Origin of the sequence: Kluyvera genomosp. 3 (genome assembly GCF_011765685.1) — a bacterium.
Classification (GTDB): domain Bacteria; phylum Pseudomonadota; class Gammaproteobacteria; order Enterobacterales; family Enterobacteriaceae; genus Kluyvera; species Kluyvera georgiana_A.
Genome location: NZ_CP050321.1, coordinates 532,979 through 549,785, shown reverse-complemented (window position 1 = coordinate 549,785; position 16,807 = coordinate 532,979). Strand labels below are relative to the sequence as shown.

Annotated in this window: 25 protein-coding genes and 1 pseudogene; 6 read left to right on the top strand and 20 right to left on the bottom strand. The window is 52.4% G+C overall.

Going from position 1 to position 16,807, the window contains the following annotated elements; translation table 11 throughout:
* Positions 1-411 precede the first annotated feature (411 nt).
* The gene (locus GY169_RS02650; RefSeq protein WP_163446607.1) at positions 412-966 is read left to right on the top strand and encodes a gamma carbonic anhydrase family protein; all 555 of its coding nucleotides are present in this window, start codon (positions 412-414) and stop codon (positions 964-966) included.
* Here the strand turns inward: GY169_RS02650 and GY169_RS02645 are convergent.
* From GY169_RS02645 to dprA, 6 genes are read right to left on the bottom strand one after another with little or no spacing between them, the layout of a single operon-like run.
* Positions 942-1,199 carry a DUF1488 domain-containing protein gene (locus GY169_RS02645; protein WP_163446609.1) on the bottom strand — a complete coding sequence of 86 codons (258 nt, stop codon included), beginning with the start codon at positions 1,197-1,199 and terminating at the stop codon, positions 942-944. The two genes, GY169_RS02650 and GY169_RS02645, sit on opposite strands and share 25 nt — an antisense overlap.
* Entirely contained in the window at positions 1,196-2,014 is an 819-nt protein-coding gene (aroE, locus tag GY169_RS02640; RefSeq protein ID WP_167574930.1) for a shikimate dehydrogenase, read from the bottom strand. Before aroE ends, GY169_RS02645 begins: the two co-directional genes overlap by 4 nt.
* A 3-nt stretch (positions 2,015-2,017) precedes the next feature.
* Complete coding sequence (tsaC, locus tag GY169_RS02635; RefSeq protein WP_163446613.1) at positions 2,018-2,590, bottom strand: L-threonylcarbamoyladenylate synthase type 1 TsaC; 573 nt, start codon at positions 2,588-2,590, stop codon at positions 2,018-2,020.
* The gene (locus GY169_RS02630; RefSeq protein WP_163446615.1) at positions 2,583-3,137 is read right to left on the bottom strand and encodes a type I DNA topoisomerase; all 555 of its coding nucleotides are present in this window, start codon (positions 3,135-3,137) and stop codon (positions 2,583-2,585) included. Before GY169_RS02630 ends, tsaC begins: the two co-directional genes overlap by 8 nt.
* A gap of 26 nt (positions 3,138-3,163) precedes the next feature.
* Positions 3,164-3,637 carry a DUF494 family protein Smg gene (gene smg, locus GY169_RS02625; RefSeq protein WP_163446617.1) on the bottom strand — a complete coding sequence of 158 codons (474 nt, stop codon included), beginning with the start codon at positions 3,635-3,637 and terminating at the stop codon, positions 3,164-3,166.
* The gene (dprA, locus tag GY169_RS02620; RefSeq protein WP_167574929.1) at positions 3,609-4,733 is read right to left on the bottom strand and encodes a DNA-protecting protein DprA; all 1,125 of its coding nucleotides are present in this window, start codon (positions 4,731-4,733) and stop codon (positions 3,609-3,611) included. The genes smg and dprA overlap by 29 nt, the downstream gene beginning before the upstream one ends.
* Positions 4,734-4,862: 129 nt before the next feature.
* On the opposite strand from dprA, the gene def reads away from it, so the two are divergent.
* The 5 genes from def (at position 4,863) to mscL (ending at position 9,634) form a co-directional block, all read left to right on the top strand.
* The gene (gene def, locus GY169_RS02615) at positions 4,863-5,372 is read left to right on the top strand and encodes a peptide deformylase (protein ID WP_064541669.1); all 510 of its coding nucleotides are present in this window, start codon (positions 4,863-4,865) and stop codon (positions 5,370-5,372) included.
* Positions 5,373-5,386: 14 nt separating this feature from the next.
* Positions 5,387-6,334, top strand: coding sequence for a methionyl-tRNA formyltransferase (fmt, locus tag GY169_RS02610; RefSeq protein ID WP_167574928.1), 948 nt, complete (start codon positions 5,387-5,389; stop codon positions 6,332-6,334).
* A 54-nt stretch (positions 6,335-6,388) separates the two neighbouring features.
* On the top strand, positions 6,389-7,678 hold the full coding sequence (gene rsmB / locus GY169_RS02605; RefSeq protein WP_167574927.1) for a 16S rRNA (cytosine(967)-C(5))-methyltransferase RsmB: 1,290 nt from the start codon (positions 6,389-6,391) through the stop codon (positions 7,676-7,678).
* 21 nt (positions 7,679-7,699) lie between these two features.
* The gene (gene trkA, locus GY169_RS02600) at positions 7,700-9,076 is read left to right on the top strand and encodes a Trk system potassium transporter TrkA (protein WP_064541661.1); all 1,377 of its coding nucleotides are present in this window, start codon (positions 7,700-7,702) and stop codon (positions 9,074-9,076) included.
* Positions 9,077-9,223: 147 nt separating this feature from the next.
* Positions 9,224-9,634 (top strand): large-conductance mechanosensitive channel protein MscL, encoded by a 411-nt coding sequence (gene mscL, locus GY169_RS02595; protein WP_064541658.1) that lies wholly within the window; start codon positions 9,224-9,226, stop codon positions 9,632-9,634.
* Here mscL and GY169_RS02590 read toward each other — a convergent pair.
* From GY169_RS02590 to rplR, 14 genes and pseudogenes are all read right to left on the bottom strand, one after another.
* Positions 9,528-9,850, bottom strand: a pseudogene (locus tag GY169_RS02590) (alternative ribosome-rescue factor A). The gene mscL and the pseudogene GY169_RS02590 sit on opposite strands and share 107 nt — an antisense overlap.
* 71 nt (positions 9,851-9,921) lie before the next feature.
* Positions 9,922-10,335 (bottom strand): Zn(2+)-responsive transcriptional regulator, encoded by a 414-nt coding sequence (gene zntR / locus GY169_RS02585; protein WP_163446629.1) that lies wholly within the window; start codon positions 10,333-10,335, stop codon positions 9,922-9,924.
* 2 nt (positions 10,336-10,337) lie between these two features.
* Positions 10,338-10,706 carry a DUF1992 domain-containing protein gene (locus GY169_RS02580; protein WP_167574926.1) on the bottom strand — a complete coding sequence of 123 codons (369 nt, stop codon included), beginning with the start codon at positions 10,704-10,706 and terminating at the stop codon, positions 10,338-10,340.
* 110 nt (positions 10,707-10,816) lie between these two features.
* A complete protein-coding gene (gene rplQ, locus GY169_RS02575) occupies positions 10,817-11,203 on the bottom strand; it encodes a 50S ribosomal protein L17 (protein ID WP_064541646.1) in 387 nt (128 codons plus the stop codon).
* A gap of 40 nt (positions 11,204-11,243) precedes the next feature.
* Positions 11,244-12,233: a DNA-directed RNA polymerase subunit alpha gene (locus tag GY169_RS02570; protein WP_002919219.1), complete on the bottom strand. Its 990-nt coding sequence runs from the start codon at positions 12,231-12,233 to the stop codon at positions 11,244-11,246.
* Between the two features lie 25 nt (positions 12,234-12,258).
* Entirely contained in the window at positions 12,259-12,879 is a 621-nt protein-coding gene (gene rpsD, locus GY169_RS02565; RefSeq protein ID WP_038158499.1) for a 30S ribosomal protein S4, read from the bottom strand.
* Between the two features lie 33 nt (positions 12,880-12,912).
* Complete coding sequence (gene rpsK / locus GY169_RS02560) at positions 12,913-13,302, bottom strand: 30S ribosomal protein S11 (protein ID WP_001029684.1); 390 nt, start codon at positions 13,300-13,302, stop codon at positions 12,913-12,915.
* Between the two features lie 16 nt (positions 13,303-13,318).
* Entirely contained in the window at positions 13,319-13,675 is a 357-nt protein-coding gene (gene rpsM, locus GY169_RS02555) for a 30S ribosomal protein S13 (RefSeq protein WP_013364454.1), read from the bottom strand.
* A 146-nt stretch (positions 13,676-13,821) separates the two neighbouring features.
* Positions 13,822-13,938: a 50S ribosomal protein L36 gene (rpmJ, locus tag GY169_RS02550; RefSeq protein ID WP_000868187.1), complete on the bottom strand. Its 117-nt coding sequence runs from the start codon at positions 13,936-13,938 to the stop codon at positions 13,822-13,824.
* A gap of 31 nt (positions 13,939-13,969) precedes the next feature.
* Entirely contained in the window at positions 13,970-15,301 is a 1,332-nt protein-coding gene (gene secY / locus GY169_RS02545) for a preprotein translocase subunit SecY (RefSeq protein WP_015962746.1), read from the bottom strand.
* A 7-nt stretch (positions 15,302-15,308) separates the two neighbouring features.
* A complete protein-coding gene (gene rplO / locus GY169_RS02540) occupies positions 15,309-15,743 on the bottom strand; it encodes a 50S ribosomal protein L15 (RefSeq protein ID WP_065358279.1) in 435 nt (144 codons plus the stop codon).
* Positions 15,744-15,746: 3 nt separating this feature from the next.
* A complete protein-coding gene (rpmD, locus tag GY169_RS02535) occupies positions 15,747-15,926 on the bottom strand; it encodes a 50S ribosomal protein L30 (RefSeq protein WP_003863301.1) in 180 nt (59 codons plus the stop codon).
* Positions 15,927-15,929: 3 nt separating this feature from the next.
* Entirely contained in the window at positions 15,930-16,433 is a 504-nt protein-coding gene (rpsE, locus tag GY169_RS02530; RefSeq protein WP_015962744.1) for a 30S ribosomal protein S5, read from the bottom strand.
* A 14-nt stretch (positions 16,434-16,447) separates the two neighbouring features.
* Positions 16,448-16,801 carry a 50S ribosomal protein L18 gene (gene rplR / locus GY169_RS02525; RefSeq protein ID WP_000358960.1) on the bottom strand — a complete coding sequence of 118 codons (354 nt, stop codon included), beginning with the start codon at positions 16,799-16,801 and terminating at the stop codon, positions 16,448-16,450.
* Positions 16,802-16,807 lie beyond the last annotated feature (6 nt).

The window sequence follows — 16,807 nt, the reverse complement described above, 5'->3', positions numbered from 1 at the left end:
TTGCGACGTTAAGAATCCGTATCTTCGAGTGCCCACACAGATTGTCTGATAAATTGTTAAAGAGCAGTTGCGACGCGCTTTAGCGCTCTGTCGCGAGGTGGCGTATATTACGCTTTCCTCTTTCAGAGTCAATTCCTCTTTCAGAGTCAACCCTCATTTTCAGGTTTTTCTCTTCAACCAACCCGGCTACTTAGTGTGAAGTGATTCACGTTTGCCGTCTCAGTGGGTGCGCATTATAGGGAACTTTGTTTTTTGCACAACCCCTTTTCTCAACTTTTTTTCTAAGTGCCGTTTTTTCACACTTTTCGCTCTGTAAGTATGCAATTTGCTTAATTTTTGAGATGAGAAACCCCAGAATTGGGCCGATAATGAGAAAGAATCCCACCATGACACCGTTTTAATGAGGTAAACATGTCAGCCGTTTTACGCCGCTATAAAGATTTATTCCCCGTCATCGGCCAGCGCGTGATGATTGACCCTACCTGCGCAATCATCGGCGACGTTCGTCTGGCGGATGATGTCAGCATCTGGCCCCTGGTTGCCGCGCGCGGCGACGTTAACTATATCCAGATTGGCGCACGCAGTAATATCCAGGATGGTAGCGTCCTCCATGTGACACATAAGTCAGCCAGGAACCCGGAAGGTAATCCGCTCATCGTTGGCGAAGACGTTACCGTCGGTCATAAAGTGATGCTGCACGGCTGCACCATCGGTAATCGGGTATTGGTCGGTATGGGGTCGATTCTGCTGGATGGCGTGGTCGTTGAAGACGATGTCATGATCGGCGCGGGTAGCCTGGTACCACAACATAAGCGTCTGGAAAGTGGATATCTTTATCTGGGTAGTCCGGTCAAACAGATTCGACCATTAAAAGAGGCCGAAATCGAGGGATTACGCTATTCGGCCAATAACTATGTGAAATGGAAAGATGACTATCTGGATCAGGACAACCAGACCCAACCCTGAGCGTCTTCCTGCTGATCGCGAATCAGATCGCTGGCTTCTTCTTCAAGATCCCAGCGATTCTCGCTAAACAACGCGAGCCATTGCTGCGGGTTATCGCCGCCAAAGCGACGAGTCATCGTTTCTGCACTTAATGCACACGTTAGCTGCATACCGTTCACCAGCACAGGAAAACAAATGCTTTCGAGATCGGCACGCCACTCTTCGCGGTCGGGAAACTGGATCGCCTGATTCATACGCCCAGCTCACGTTTGAGGGACGCGATCACCGGTTCAACGTCCGGCAAAACCCCGTGCCACAGTAAAACGGCGTGCGCCGCCTGACCCACCAGCATCCCCAATCCATCAGCATAGCGTTTTACACCATGCTGAATGCACCAGGACAGAAAGGCCGTATTGCCCTGCTGATAAAACATGTCATAGCAGCACACCTGCGGGCCCAGTAGCGATACCGGGATTGGCGGAGTCTCGCCAGAGATGCCGCTGGATGTAGCATTAATGATAAGGTCGAACTCATACCCGTCCAGCTCAGACATTGGCCGCGCGCTAACGCTGCCGGTATGGCGGAACAGTTCGGCGAGCGTTTGCGCCCGCGCGTGGGTACGGTTAGTGATGGTGACGTTACAATCCAGCGAAAGCAACGGCAGCAGCACCCCGCGCGCCGCGCCGCCAGCGCCAATCAGCAGAACACGATAGCCGGGCTTAATCAGCCCAAGTCGTTCCAGGTCGCTCAACAGGCCAATACCATCGGTGTTATCACCGAGGATTCGCCCATCCTCCAGGCGCTTCAGCGTATTTACCGCCCCCGCCAGAGCCGCGCGCTCGGTGAGCTCATCAGCACGGGCAAACGCCTCCTCTTTAAAAGGCACCGTGACGTTCGCCCCTTTACCGCCCTGCAGGAAAAAAGCTTCCAGCGCAGTAACGAAACCATCCAACGGCGCTAACATGCGACCATACGGATGCACGATGTTCAGCTGCTCGGCAAACTGTTGATGGATGAACGGCGATTTACTGTGGGCAATCGGGTTACCAAAAACGACGTAGCTTTCCATTCTTTACCCCTGGCGAAAACGTTCACCCGTCAGGGCATCGAGGATTTCTGACGGATTCATCCGCCCACCGGTCGGCGCATCCACCACCGGGAAATCATCACCGAACTGGGCAAGCACTTCTGCCGTGGTGCGACAAGGAGGCAAACCGGTCAGATTCGCGCTGGTCGACACCAAAGGCTTGCCATAGGCCTGACAGAGTTCAATGACCACCGGGTGATCGGTGACGCGAACGGCCAGCGAGTTAAAGCGGCCGGTCAGCCAGGCGGGAGTCGTTGGCTTCGCGGGGAAGACAAACGTCACCGGCCCAGGCCAACGGGCAAAGACCGTGGCACGCTGCTCGTCGGTCAACTGACTGTCGTCAATATACGGTTGAAGTTGTTCAAAACTTGCGGCAATCAGGATCAGCCCCTTTTCTACCGGACGCTGTTTTAACGCCAGCAGGCGCATTACCGCTTCTTCACTGTCAGGATCGCAACCTACGCCAAACACGGCTTCGGTTGGATAGGCGATGACTTCTTTATTATTCAGAGCAACAACCGCACGCTGTACGGCCTCTGATGGCAGGTTTTTATTCACTGATTTGTTTCGCCGGAACCGGCTTTCCACATTGTTTACTGGCACAAAAACGCTTTACGCCCTGCGCCGTTTTCTTTTCGATAAGCAGCGGGTAGTGGCACTCGGGGCACTCCCCCGCAACCGGTGTGAAGTTAATGACGAACTGACATTCCGGGTAACGATCGCAGGAATGAAAGGTTTTGCCGTAACGAGAGCGGCGCTGCACCAGATGCCCTTGCTGGCAGGCGGGACAGGAAATCGCCGTTTCATCAGGTTTATCAATAACCTCAGTGTGTTCACATTCCGGATACTGACTACATCCGATGAACATGCCAAAGCGCCCCTGACGCAGCACCATAACGGCGCCACACTCGGGACACAGTTGCCCCTCCAGAATTTTAACGATATGACCATCCGCCTGACTTTTCAGGGGACGAACGTAATCGCATTCCGGATAATGGGAACAGCCAAGAAACGGCCCGTGTTTACCGGACCGTATGACCAGTTCGGCCCCGCACTGTGGACAGGGCTCGTGTTTAGGCACCGAAAACAGTGCTGATTTGACCATAACAACTCTTGATGCCACAAAATGATTTAATGCAGCATACCTTCATTCGTCTCGAAGAGTAATTCTTCCATTTGTTGATACGCATTTTCACAGCCCGGAAGATTGAACAGAACCATCAAAATGACCCATTTCAGCTCTTCCAGCTCAAACTCTGCGGTATCCAGAGCCAGCACGCGCTCAATAACCATTTCCCGCGTTTCGAGGTTCAGCACCTGAATCTGCTCCAGGAATAACAGGAATCCTCGGCAGCTTGCATCCAGACGCTGACTCTCTTCCTGTGTGAAAATACGCACGGAAAGAGGATCTGATGCCAGCTGCATCGGTTCTACGAGGCCTTCCTGATAGTCGGCGAGCTTTTCCAGCCATATTAGCGCGTTGAAGATGTCTTCACGTTCGAACCCCGCATCGGTAAGATCCCGAGTCAGTTTGTCCTGATCTACGCGCATGTCTGTTTCGTTATGGATGTAGGTCTCAAACAAATACATTAGTACGTCGAACATGGCCTGCCCTCCTTAATCGGACATAGCCGCCGGGTACAGCTGCGATCCATCCTGCTAACTCCAGTTCAAGTAGCTGGGCCACGGTGACTGGCACAGGTTGGCCGGCACGTTCAGCGACGACGTCAACAGGTGTTACCTCATCTCCTACGTTAGCCAGGAGCTCAGGAAATGGCAATGCTACGGATTCCTTATCTGCACAATAATTTGCCATTTTTGCTCGTTCGGACAAATGTCTGTTTAATCCCGGAAAAAGCGCCAGAATATCCTCAGGCTCCGTGACGGTAATCGCTCCCTGTTTGATAAGCCAATGCGGCCCCTCCATGCCCGGATGACCAAGCGGCCCGGGGATAGCGAACACCTCTCTCCCCTGTTCAAGCGCGCAGCGCGCCGTCACCAACGAACCGCTTCGCAACGCGGCTTCCACAACCAATACGCCGCGACTTAACCCGCTGATAATACGGTTACGCCGCGGGAAATGATAAGGCGCAGGCGTCGCCATAAGCGGGAATTCTGACACCAGCGCCCCGCCGTGTTCCACAATGCTCTGCGCCAGTGACCGATGCCGATGGGGATAGATATGATTCAGCCCGCTGCCGAGGACCGCTATCGTGCTGCCGCCAGCCTGCAACGCCCCCCGATGGGCAACCCCATCAATACCTAGCGCCAGACCGCTGGTAATCGTAATTCCCATCTTCGCTAGCGATTCACACAAATAGCGCCCCCAGCGCTCACCGTACAGAGAGTGTTGCCGGCTCCCCACAACGGCGAGCTGTGGGGAATGCAGCAATGCCAGATTCCCGCGTACGCACAATACTGCCGGGTAATCGCTAATGGCGCGAAGCGGTTCCGGGTACAAGGGAGAATCCGCAAATAAAAGATGGTTGTCTGATTCCGCCAGCCAACGGTTGGCGGCCTCCATCTCTGCGGGTGAAAACGCGAAAAAACGTTCGGCCTGTTTAAGGCTGAAGCCCAAAACATAGAGCATTTGATGGGTAATGCGAGTTTCCTGACGCAACGCACACAGCGCGTTCAGCATGCCATCGCCATACAAATCATTCACCTTTAACAAACGAAAGGCGAGTTCCTCGGGTGACATCCGTTCCCCCTTGCCACATGCGGCATTAGCAATCTTTGCGATTGGTCAGTGACTCTGTCAATTAGAGGGGGTTTTGTCTAGAATAGAGGTAATAATCTTTCCTACTCCTGAACAGAACTCTGGATATTTATGGCAGTTTTGCAAGTATTACATATCCCGGACGAGCGTCTTCGCAAAGTCGCTGCGCCGGTAAAAGAAGTGAATGACGAAATCCAGCGTATCGTGGACGATATGTTCGAAACCATGTACGCCGAAGAAGGGATTGGTCTGGCGGCGACCCAGGTCGATATCCATCAGCGTATTATCGTTATCGATGTCTCTGAGAATCGTGACGAACAGCTGGTGCTGATCAACCCAGAACTACTGGAAAAAGACGGCGATACCGGCATTGAAGAAGGCTGCCTGTCTATTCCGGAACAGCGGGCGCTGGTTCCTCGTGCCGAACGCGTGAAAATTCGCGCCATTGGCCGTGATGGTAACCCCTTTGAGCTGGAAGCTGACGGCCTGCTGGCTATATGTATTCAGCATGAAATGGACCACTTAGTCGGTAAGCTGTTTATCGATTATCTGTCGCCGTTAAAGCAGCAACGTATTCGTCAGAAAGTTGAAAAACTGGATCGCCTGAACGCGCGTGCCTAAGGATAAGGATTAACGTGTCAGATTCCCTACGTATTATTTTTGCGGGTACTCCTGATTTTGCAGCGCGTCATCTTGACGCGCTGTTGTCGTCTGAGCACCAGGTCGTTGGCGTATTTACCCAACCAGAGCGCCCTGCCGGCCGCGGTAAGAAGCTAATGCCAAGCCCGGTAAAAGTGTTGGCGGAAGAGAAAGGCATTCCAGTCTTTCAGCCAGCCTCGCTGCGTCCTGAAGAAAATCAGAAGCTGGTTGCGGATCTACAGGCTGACGTCATGGTCGTCGTCGCTTATGGGCTTCTCCTGCCGAAAGCCGTGCTGACTATGCCGCGCCTCGGGTGCATCAACGTTCACGGTTCTCTGCTCCCACGCTGGCGTGGTGCCGCGCCAATTCAGCGCTCGCTGTGGGCCGGTGACAGCGAAACCGGTGTGACCATCATGCAGATGGACGTGGGCCTGGATACCGGCGATATGCTGCATAAGCTTTCCTGCCCGATTACCCCTGAAGACACCAGCGCCAGCCTTTACGATAAGCTGGCTGAGCTTGGCCCGCAGGGCCTGCTGCACACGCTACATTTGCTGGCAACCGGCACGGCGACACCGGAAGTGCAGGATGAAACTCTGGTTACCTATGCTGAGAAGCTGAGCAAAGAAGAAGCCCGTGTTAACTGGACGCTCAGCGCCGCTCAGTTGGAACGCTGCATCCGCGCCTTTAATCCGTGGCCAATGAGCTACATCGTTATCGACGAGCAGCCGGTCAAAATCTGGCAGGCTTCGGTGATTGACAAACACGCTGGCGCCGAGCCGGGGACCATCCTCGAAGCCACCCGCCAGGGTATTCAGGTCGCGACCGGCGACGGCATCCTCAATCTTCTCTCGCTGCAACCAGCGGGTAAGAAGGCCATGAGCGCTCAGGATCTGCTTAACTCGCGCCGGGAGTGGTTCGAGCCCGGAAACCGTCTACTCTGACGGTTGGTACCTTTTTAAAGCCCGGAGTCTCCGGGCATTTTTATTTTTACGGTTATGAAAAAACATCTTAATTTACGCAGTATGGCGGCCCAGGCCGTTGAACAGGTCGTCGAGAAGGGACAGTCGCTAAGCAATGTGCTGCCCGCCATGCAGCAAAAAGTGGCCGATAAAGACAAAGCGCTGCTTCAGGAGCTGTGCTTCGGCGTGTTGCGCACACTTTCCCAGCTTGAGTGGATGATCCAACAGCTGATGGAACGCCCGATGACGGGCAAACAGCGCACCGTCCATTACCTGATCATGGTGGGCTTCTACCAGCTGCTGCATACCCGTATTCCGCCGCATGCCGCGCTGGCGGAAACCGTTGAAGGGGCAGTCGTCATAAAGCGTCCGCAGTTGAAAGGGCTGATCAACGGCGTACTGCGTCAGTTCCAGCGCCGTCAGGAAGAGCTGCTAACTGAATTCTCACAAACCGATTTGCGCTTCCTTCATCCTTCCTGGCTGGTAAAACGCATTAAAGCGGCCTATCCGCAGCAGTGGGAAAGCATCCTTGAGGCCAATAACCAGCGCCCGCCGATGTGGCTGCGTGTTAACCGCACTCACCACTCACGCGACGCCTGGCTTGATCTGCTAACGGAAGCCGGTATGACGGGATTCCCGCATCCCGATTACCCGGACGCGGTGCGTCTGGAAACGCCAGCGCCTGTACACGCCCTCCCAGGTTTTGACGAAGGTTGGGTGACCGTGCAGGATGCTTCCGCTCAAGGGTGCGTAAACTACCTGCTGCCGGAAGACGGCGAGCAAATCCTTGACCTGTGTTGTGCGCCGGGCGGCAAAACCACTCACATTCTGGAAGTCGCGCCGCAGGCCAATGTATTGGCCGTCGACGTCGACGAGAAACGCCTGTCACGCGTGTATGACAACCTGAAACGGCTGGGCATGAAGGCGACGGTGAAACAAGGTGATGGACGCTATCCTGAACAATGGTGCGGCGATCAACAGTTCGATCGCATCCTGCTGGACGCACCGTGTTCCGCTACCGGGGTAATCCGTCGCCACCCGGATATCAAATGGCTGCGCCGCGACCGTGATATTGCCGAACTGGCACAGCTGCAGGCCGAGATCCTTAACGCAACCTGGGCACACCTGAAGCCGGGTGGTACGCTGGTATACGCGACTTGTTCCATTCTGCCGGAAGAAAACCAGCAGCAAATCGCCGCGTTTCTCTCCCGCACACCGGATGCTGAACTGCGTGAAACCGGTACGCCTGAGCAGCCAGGGCAACAGAATTTACCGGGTGCCGAAGAAGGTGATGGCTTCTTCTACGCTAAGCTAATCAAAAAGTGATGAAATAACGGGTCGCAACTGATGAAAATTATCATTCTGGGCGCCGGACAAGTCGGCGGAACGCTGGCGGAAAACCTGGTCGGGGAAAACAACGACATCACGATCGTTGACACTAACGGCGAGCGCTTGCGCAGCCTGCAGGATAAATTCGACCTTCGCGTGGTACAAGGCCATGCTTCTCACCCCCGCGTTTTGCGTGAAGCCGGTGCCGACGATGCCGATATGCTGGTCGCGGTAACCAGTTCGGATGAAACCAATATGGTCGCCTGCCAGGTGGCCTACTCGTTATTCAATACGCCAAACCGTATTGCACGAATCCGCTCACCGGACTACGTACGCGACGCCGATAAGCTCTTTCACAGCGATGCCGTACCGATCGATCATCTGATCGCTCCCGAGCAATTGGTTATCGACAATATCTACCGTCTGATCGAGTACCCCGGCGCACTGCAGGTGGTGAACTTCGCGGAAGGAAAAGTTAGCCTGGCGGTGGTGAAGGCTTACTACGGCGGCCCGCTAGTGGGTAATGCGCTCTCAACAATGCGTGAGCATATGCCGCACATTGATACCCGCGTTGCGGCGATTTTCCGCCATGACCGCCCGATTCGCCCGCAGGGTTCCACTATTGTCGAAGCCGGTGATGAAGTCTTCTTTATCGCCGCATCACAACATATTCGCGCGGTAATGAGTGAGCTCCAACGTCTGGAGAAACCTTACAAGCGCATCATGCTGGTTGGCGGTGGTAATATCGGTGCGGGGTTAGCACGCAGGCTGGAAAAAGATTACAGCGTGAAGCTGATTGAACGTAATCAACAGCGAGCGGCCGAACTGGCAGAGAAACTGCAAAATACCATCGTCTTTTTTGGCGATGCCTCGGATCAAGAGCTGTTGGCGGAAGAGCACATTGATCAGGTCGATCTGTTTATTGCCGTCACCAACGATGACGAAGCCAATATCATGTCGGCGATGCTGGCTAAACGAATGGGTGCCAAGAAAGTGATGGTGTTGATCCAGCGTCGCGCTTATGTCGATCTGGTTCAGGGCAGCGTGATCGATATTGCGATCTCACCACAGCAGGCCACCATCTCTGCACTACTTAGCCACGTACGTAAAGCCGATATCGTAGGCGTTTCGTCGCTACGCCGCGGTGTTGCTGAAGCCATCGAAGCCGTCGCACACGGCGATGAAAGTACTTCGCGAGTAGTTGGGCGAGTGATTGACGAAATTAAACTGCCTCCAGGCACCATTATTGGCGCGGTGGTGCGTGGAAATGACGTCATGATTGCGAATGACAATTTGCGTATTGAACAAGGCGATCACGTCATTATGTTCCTGACCGATAAAAAATATATTTCCGACGTCGAACGCCTGTTCCAGCCCAGTCCTTTCTTCCTTTAATTTCCCAAAGGCGCTCAATAGAGCGCTTTTTTATTAACCTTCTATTATTTAAGGGTTAATTAATACCTTCATATTTATTATCACTAATGGAAATTAAATAAACATTTGTTAAACTTATAAACGTCAGCTAGCACAAGGGAGAATAAAATGAGCATTATTAAAGAGTTTCGCGAATTCGCGATGCGAGGAAATGTTGTCGATTTGGCAGTGGGTGTCATTATTGGTGCGGCGTTTGGTAAGATCGTGTCGTCTTTAGTGGCGGACATTATCATGCCACCGTTGGGGCTATTAATTGGTGGGATTGATTTCAAACAGTTTGCCGTTACGCTACGTGATGCGCAAGGTGATATCCCTGCGGTCGTGATGCATTACGGCGTCTTCATTCAGAATGTGTTTGATTTTATCATTGTTGCCTTCGCTATCTTTATGGCGATTAAGCTGATGAATAAACTCAATCGTAAGAAAGAAGAACCCGCGGCCGCGCCGGCGCCAACAAAAGAAGAAGTGCTGCTATCCGAAATTCGTGATCTGCTGAAAGAACAAAACAACCGTTCTTAATCAGGCTACAGAAAGCAGAAAGCCAGTGGTAAAAAAGCGCATCGCTTGTTTGCCACTGGCCTCCCGACCATATTGTTTACCGTGTTTTTCCTTCCGCAAATAGCTTCCTTTCCCTTTCTTATTTTTCTCAACACGCTGGCGAAACAGCGGGTCATGCAACAGCGCCTCAATGGCATTATCTTTGATCTGCCCCTTCGTATGCTGATAGCGGCTCATAACAATCTCCTGATTGGGTTAATTAAACGCGGCGAGTGTAGATCTCATTGTGTAAAATTTCAACGGCGATTTTACGATGCACCGGCCCCCTGCTCGAGGATCCCAAGTATCGAACAAAACTCACTGCTATGCGCCGTACCGCAGCAGGCATCATTGAGCTGCTTTAATGCGCGCTGCATCGACTGAAGTTCTTCGATGCGCGACTCGACTTCACTGAGTCTTGCCTGGACGATGCTTTTTGATTCCTGACAGGTATGGTGCTCCGGATCGACACGGATCGAAAGCAGTTCGCGGATCGACTCAAGGGTAAAACCAAGCTGACGTGCGTAGCGAATAAACTTCAGGCGCTGAAGATCGTCCACCGTGTACAGACGAAAGCCGCCTTCGGTACGCACGTCGTGACTCATCATCTGCTGCTTTTCATAATAACGGACGGTGTCAGGGGTGACGCCAGCCAGTTTAGACAGTTCACCAATCCGGTACATCGCTACTCCTCATTGATTTTTTGCATCAGCTTTTCAGCATAATCGCCGCGCAGAAAGTCCGTATTGATACCAGCCTGTTGGAGTTTGAGCTCTAACAGCGTTAATCGACGACTTAGTTCCTGGTAGCGAACATCCTCACGGCGAATACCTTTCAGGATATCCGCCAGCGCTATCGCCTCTTTACGTTGTTCAAGCTCTGGCGGCAGGCATCCAGCGTTCTTTAAGAGCCGGTAACCAGAGCGTAACTCTTCAGGAACAGCAGAGTCATCATCAAGCACCAGTGGCTCACCCTGTCCCGGAAGATTGTCAAACTCACCTCGACGCTGTGCGTCTGTAATATGACGCTCAGCCCACTGGTCCAGTAACCACATGACAACACTCCGCTGAGTTGAACAGAAAGAATACGGCTATTGTAGATAGGATGGGGGGAGAGGGGATATAAAAAAACCCGCCGAGGCGGGTTTTTTTACTTTACTGCAAATTACTCTGCAGCTGCTTCTGCTTTCGGCTCAGCACGATCAACCAGCTCGATGTATGCCATCGGCGCGTTGTCGCCTGCACGGAAGCCACACTTCAGAATGCGAGTGTAACCACCGGTACGGCTCGCGAAACGCGGGCCCAGCTCGTTAAACAGTTTTGCCACGATCTCGTTATCACGAGTACGGGCGAATGCCAGACGACGATTAGCAACGCTATCAGTCTTGGCAAGAGTAATCAGCGGCTCAACTACGCGACGCAGTTCTTTCGCTTTAGGCAGGGTCGTCTTGATGATTTCATGACGAACCAGAGAACCTGCCATGTTGCGGAACATAGCCTGGCGATGGCTGCTGTTGCGGTTCAGTTGACGACCACTCTTACGATGGCGCATGACCTTATCCTTCTCAGTAAAACCTTAACCTGTGATCCGGTTACTCGTCAGCAATGCTTGCCGGCGGCCAGTTTTCCAGGCGCATGCCCAGAGACAGACCACGTGAGGCCAGCACGTCTTTAATCTCAGTAAGAGATTTTTTACCCAGGTTCGGCGTTTTCAGCAACTCAACCTCGGTACGCTGTACCAGATCACCGATATAGTGGATAGCTTCTGCCTTGAGGCAGTTAGCAGAGCGGACAGTCAATTCCAGATCGTCAACAGGGCGCAGCAGGATCGGATCGAATTCTGGTTTCTCTTCTTTCACTTCCGGCTGACGTACATCACGTAAGTCAACGAAAGCTTCCAGTTGTTCTGCCAGGATGGTTGCCGCACGACGAATCGCCTCTTCAGGATCGATTGTGCCATTGGTTTCCATTTCGATGACCAGCTTGTCCAGGTCGGTACGCTGTTCTACACGCGCTGCTTCAACATTGTAGGCAATACGCTCTACAGGGCTGTAGCAGGCGTCGACCAACAGACGGCCGATCGGGCGCTCATCTTCTTCCGAATGAATTCGGGCAGAAGCCGGCACATAACCGCGACCGCGCTGAACTTTGATACGCATGCTGATAGCTGCGTTCTCATCGGTCAGGTGGCAGATCACGTGCTGCGGCTTGACGATTTCGACATCCCCGTCATGGGTGATATCGGCTGCGGTCACAGGGCCAATGCCAGATTTATTCAAGGTAAGAATAACTTCATCTTTACCCTGAACTCTCACCGCCAGCCCTTTCAGGTTGAGCAGGATTTCAAGGATATCTTCCTGAACGCCTTCTTTGGTGCTGTACTCATGAAGTACACCATCAATCTCAACCTCGGTCACCGCGCAACCCGGCATCGATGAGAGCAGAATACGGCGCAGTGCGTTACCCAGAGTATGGCCAAAGCCACGCTCTAAAGGCTCAAGGGTCACCTTGGCGTGCGTCGAACTCACTTGCTCGATATCTACCAGGCGCGGTTTTAGAAACTCTGTCACAGAACCCTGCATTGTGTCCTCTCTTTGGTACTAAGCTTTACTTGGAGTAAAGCTCGACGATCAGGTGTTCGTTAATGTCCGCAGACAGATCAGAACGCTCAGGCTGACGCTTGAACGTGCCTTCCATCTTGCCAGCATCAACTTCCAGCCAGGTTGGCTTTTCACGCTGTTCAGCCAGCTCCAGAGCGGCTTTAACGCGAGATTGCTTTTTCGCTTTCTCACGGATGCTAACAACGTCATTCGCTTTAACCTGATAAGAAGCGATGTTAACAACACGACCGTTTACCATGATTGCTTTATGGCTAACCAGCTGGCGTGCTTCAGCACGAGTGGCGCCAAAGCCCATACGGTATACTACGTTGTCCAGACGACCTTCCAGCAGAGCCAACAGGTTTTCACCGGTGTTGCCTTTCAGACGTGCTGCTTCTTTGTAATAGTTACGGAACTGACGCTCCAGCACGCCGTAGATACGACGAACTTTCTGCTTTTCACGCAACTGCACACCATAGTCAGACAGACGCGGTTTACGCGCACCGTGCTGGCCAGGAGCTTGTTCAATTTTACACTTGGTATCGATCGCGCGAACGCCAGACTTAAGGAATAAGTCGGTGCCCTCACGACGGCTCAGCTTGAGCTTAGGACCCAAATATCTTGCCATTTTCTTTCTCCAACAAACCTGGAAAACGAAGCGTTATACGCGACGTTTCTTCGGCGGACGACAACCGTTATGAGGGATCGGAGTCACATCAGTAATGTTAGTGATGCGGAAACCAGCGGCGTTCAGAGCACGAATAGTAGATTCGCGGCCTGGACCCGGACCTTTAACCATAACTTCCAGATTCTTGATGCCGTATTCTTTAACGGCGTCAGCGCAACGCTCTGCTGCAACCTGAGCTGCAAACGGAGTGGATTTACGCGAACCACGGAAACCGGAACCACCGGCTGTTGCCCAACCCAGCGCGTTACCCTGACGATCAGTAATGGTAACGATGGTGTTGTTGAAAGAAGCATGGATATGAGCCACGCCGTCAGAGACTTGCTTTCTTACACGTTTACGTGCACGAATTGGTGCCTTTGCCATTATTCAATCACCCCGATTATTTCTTGATCGGTTTGCGCGGACCCTTACGGGTACGTGCGTTGGTCTTAGTACGCTGACCGCGCACTGGCAGACCACGACGATGACGCAAACCGCGATAGCAACCAAGATCCATCAGGCGCTTGATGCTCATGCTAATTTCACGGCGCAGATCACCTTCAACGACAAATTTGGCAACTTCGTCACGCAGCGTGTCGATTTGTCCTTCAGACAGCTCACTGATCTTAACATTTTCAGCGATACCCGCAGCAGCCAGGATGGCTTTAGAACGGGTCTTGCCGACGCCGTAGATCGAGGTTAACGCGATCACAGCATGTTTCTGATCAGGAATGTTAATGCCTGCTATACGGGCCACTATGCACTCCTACTATTTAATATGTACGCACCATGCTGAAAAGCCCGTTTTCAGGATACTCAAATGGAAACGTACAGACATACAAAAGATTGGCTGGCTAATCTAGCCAGCTCAACCCAACTTTGCAAGAAAAATATGCGAAAAAATCAGCCTTGGCGCTGTTTATGCTTCGGCTCGGCACTGCAAATCACACGGATGACACCATCACGCTTAACGATTTTGCAGTTACGGCATAATTTCTTGACGGAAGCACGAACTTTCATTTTTACTCTCCGTAACTTCTCAGACGACCATTTAGCGGCCGTAGCCTTTCAGGTTCGCCTTCTTCAATGCAGACTCGTACTGACTTGACATCATCAGAGTTTGCACTTGAGCCATAAAGTCCATAATCACGACAACAACGATCAGTAGCGATGTCCCACCGAAGTAGAACGGCACTTTCATTGCATCACGCATGAACTCCGGGATCAGGCAGATAAAAGTAATATACAGTGCACCAACGAGTGTCAGGCGAGTCATTACTTTATCGATATACTTCGCCGTTTGCTCTCCCGGACGAATTCCTGGTACAAATGCACCGGACTTCTTCAGGTTATCTGCTGTTTCACGCGGGTTGAAGACCAACGCCGTGTAGAAGAAACAGAAGAAGATGATTGCAGACGCATAGAGTAACACATAAAGCGGTTGCCCAGGCTGCAAATACAGCGAAATTGTTGTCAGCCAGTTCCAACCGGTACCGCCCCCGAACCATGACGCGATGGTCGCAGGGAACAGAATAATACTGGAAGCGAAGATTGCCGGGATTACCCCCGCCATATTCACTTTCAGCGGTAAATGTGTGCTCTGTGCAGCATAGACACGACGACCTTGCTGACGTTTCGCGTAGTTTACCACAATGCGGCGTTGACCACGTTCAACAAATACAACAAAGAACGTCACTGCAAACACTAATACTGCAACCAACAGCAACAGGAGGAAGTGCAGGTCGCCTTGACGCGCTTGCTCGATAGTATGGGCAATGGCTGGCGGGAGTCCCGCAACGATACCAGCGAAGATGATGATCGAAATACCGTTACCGATACCACGTTCAGTGATCTGTTCGCCGAGCCACATCAGGAACATTGTTCCTGTAACCAGACTTACAACAGCGGTGAAATAGAATGCAAAGCCTGGATTGATTACCAGGCCCTGCATACCAGGCATATTCGGCAGACCGGTAGCAATACCGATCGACTGGAATATCGCCAGCACCAGAGTACCGTAGCGGGTGTACTGGCTGATCTTACGACGACCAGACTCCCCTTCTTTCTTAATTTCTGCCAGCGTTGGATGAACCACCGTCAGCAGCTGGATAATGATCGACGCCGAAATATACGGCATGATCCCCAGAGCAAAGATAGAAGCACGGCTGAGAGCACCACCAGAGAACATGTTGAACATTTCAATGATGGTGCCTCGCTGTTGCTCAAGCAGTTTGGCAAGTACAGCGGCATCAATACCAGGGATCGGAATAAAAGAGCCAATACGGAACACAATAAGCGCACCGATTACAAACAGCAGTCTGCGTTTCAGCTCGCCTAAGCCACCTTTGGCACTTTGAAAATCTAATCCCGGTTGTTTAGCCATCTGCTACTTATTCCTCGATTTTACCGCCAGCAGCTTCGATAGCAGCACGAGCGCCTTTAGTAACACGCAGGCCACGAACAGTTACCGGAGTAGAAACTTCGCCAGCCAGGATCACTTTCGCGAACTCGATCTGGACACCGATAATGTTAGCTGCTTTCAGCGTGCTCAGGTCAACAATACCGCCTTCCACTTTCGCCAGGTCAGACAGACGGATTTCCGCTGTGATCGCTGCTTTGCGAGAAGTGAAGCCGAATTTCGGCAGACGACGGTACAGAGGCATCTGACCACCCTCGAAACCACGACGTACGCCACCGCCAGAACGAGACTTCTGACCTTTGTGACCACGACCGCCGGTTTTACCGAGGCCAGAACCGATACCACGACCCAGACGGCGACCCGCCTTTTTAGAGCCTTCGGCCGGAGACAGAGTATTTAAACGCATCTCTTACTCCTCAACTTTAACCATGAAGTAAACCGCGTTGACCATACCACGAACAGCAGGAGTATCCTCGCGCTCTACGGTGTGACCAATACGACGCAGACCCAGGCCAAGCAGCGTTGCCTTGTGTTTCGGCAGACGACCGATTGCACTGCGGGTTTGAGTAATTTTAATAGTCTTTGCCATGGTTTATTTCCCCAGAATTTCTTCAACGGATTTACCACGCTTGGCAGCGACCATTTCCGGAGATTTCATATTTTCCAGACCATCGATAGTTGCACGAACCACGTTAATCGGGTTGGTGGAACCATACGCTTTAGCCAGAACGTTACGAACCCCAGCGACTTCCAGAACGGCGCGCATTGCACCACCGGCGATGATACCGGTACCTTCGGAAGCCGGCTGCATGAATACACGAGAACCCGTGTGAGTACCCTTAACCGGGTGCTGCAGGGTGCCAGTATTCAGCGCGACGTTAATCATATTGCGACGGGCTTTTTCCATCGCTTTCTGGATCGCTGCTGGAACTTCACGCGCTTTACCGTAACCAAAACCAACGCGACCGTTACCATCGCCTACTACAGTCAGAGCTGTGAAGGAGAAAATACGACCACCTTTAACGGTTTTAGATACGCGGTTTACCGCGATCAGCTTTTCCTGCAGTTCGCCAGCTTGTTTTTCGATGTGAGCCATCTTACACCTCTACCTTAGAACTGAAGGCCAGCTTCACGGGCAGCATCTGCCAGTGCCTGGACACGACCATGATATTGGAACCCGGAACGGTCAAAGGACACATCTTTGATGCCTTTTTCCAGAGCGCGTTCAGCGACAGCTTTACCCACAGCTGCTGCAGCGTCTTTGTTACCGGTGTACTTCAGTTGTTCAGCGATAGCTTTTTCTACAGTAGAAGCAGCTACCAGAACTTCGGAACCGTTCGGTGCAATGACCTGTGCGTAAATGTGACGCGGGGTACGATGTACCACCAGGCGAGTTGCACCCAGCTCCTGGAGCTTGCGGCGTGCGCGGGTCGCACGACGGATACGAGCAGATTTCTTATCCATAGTGTT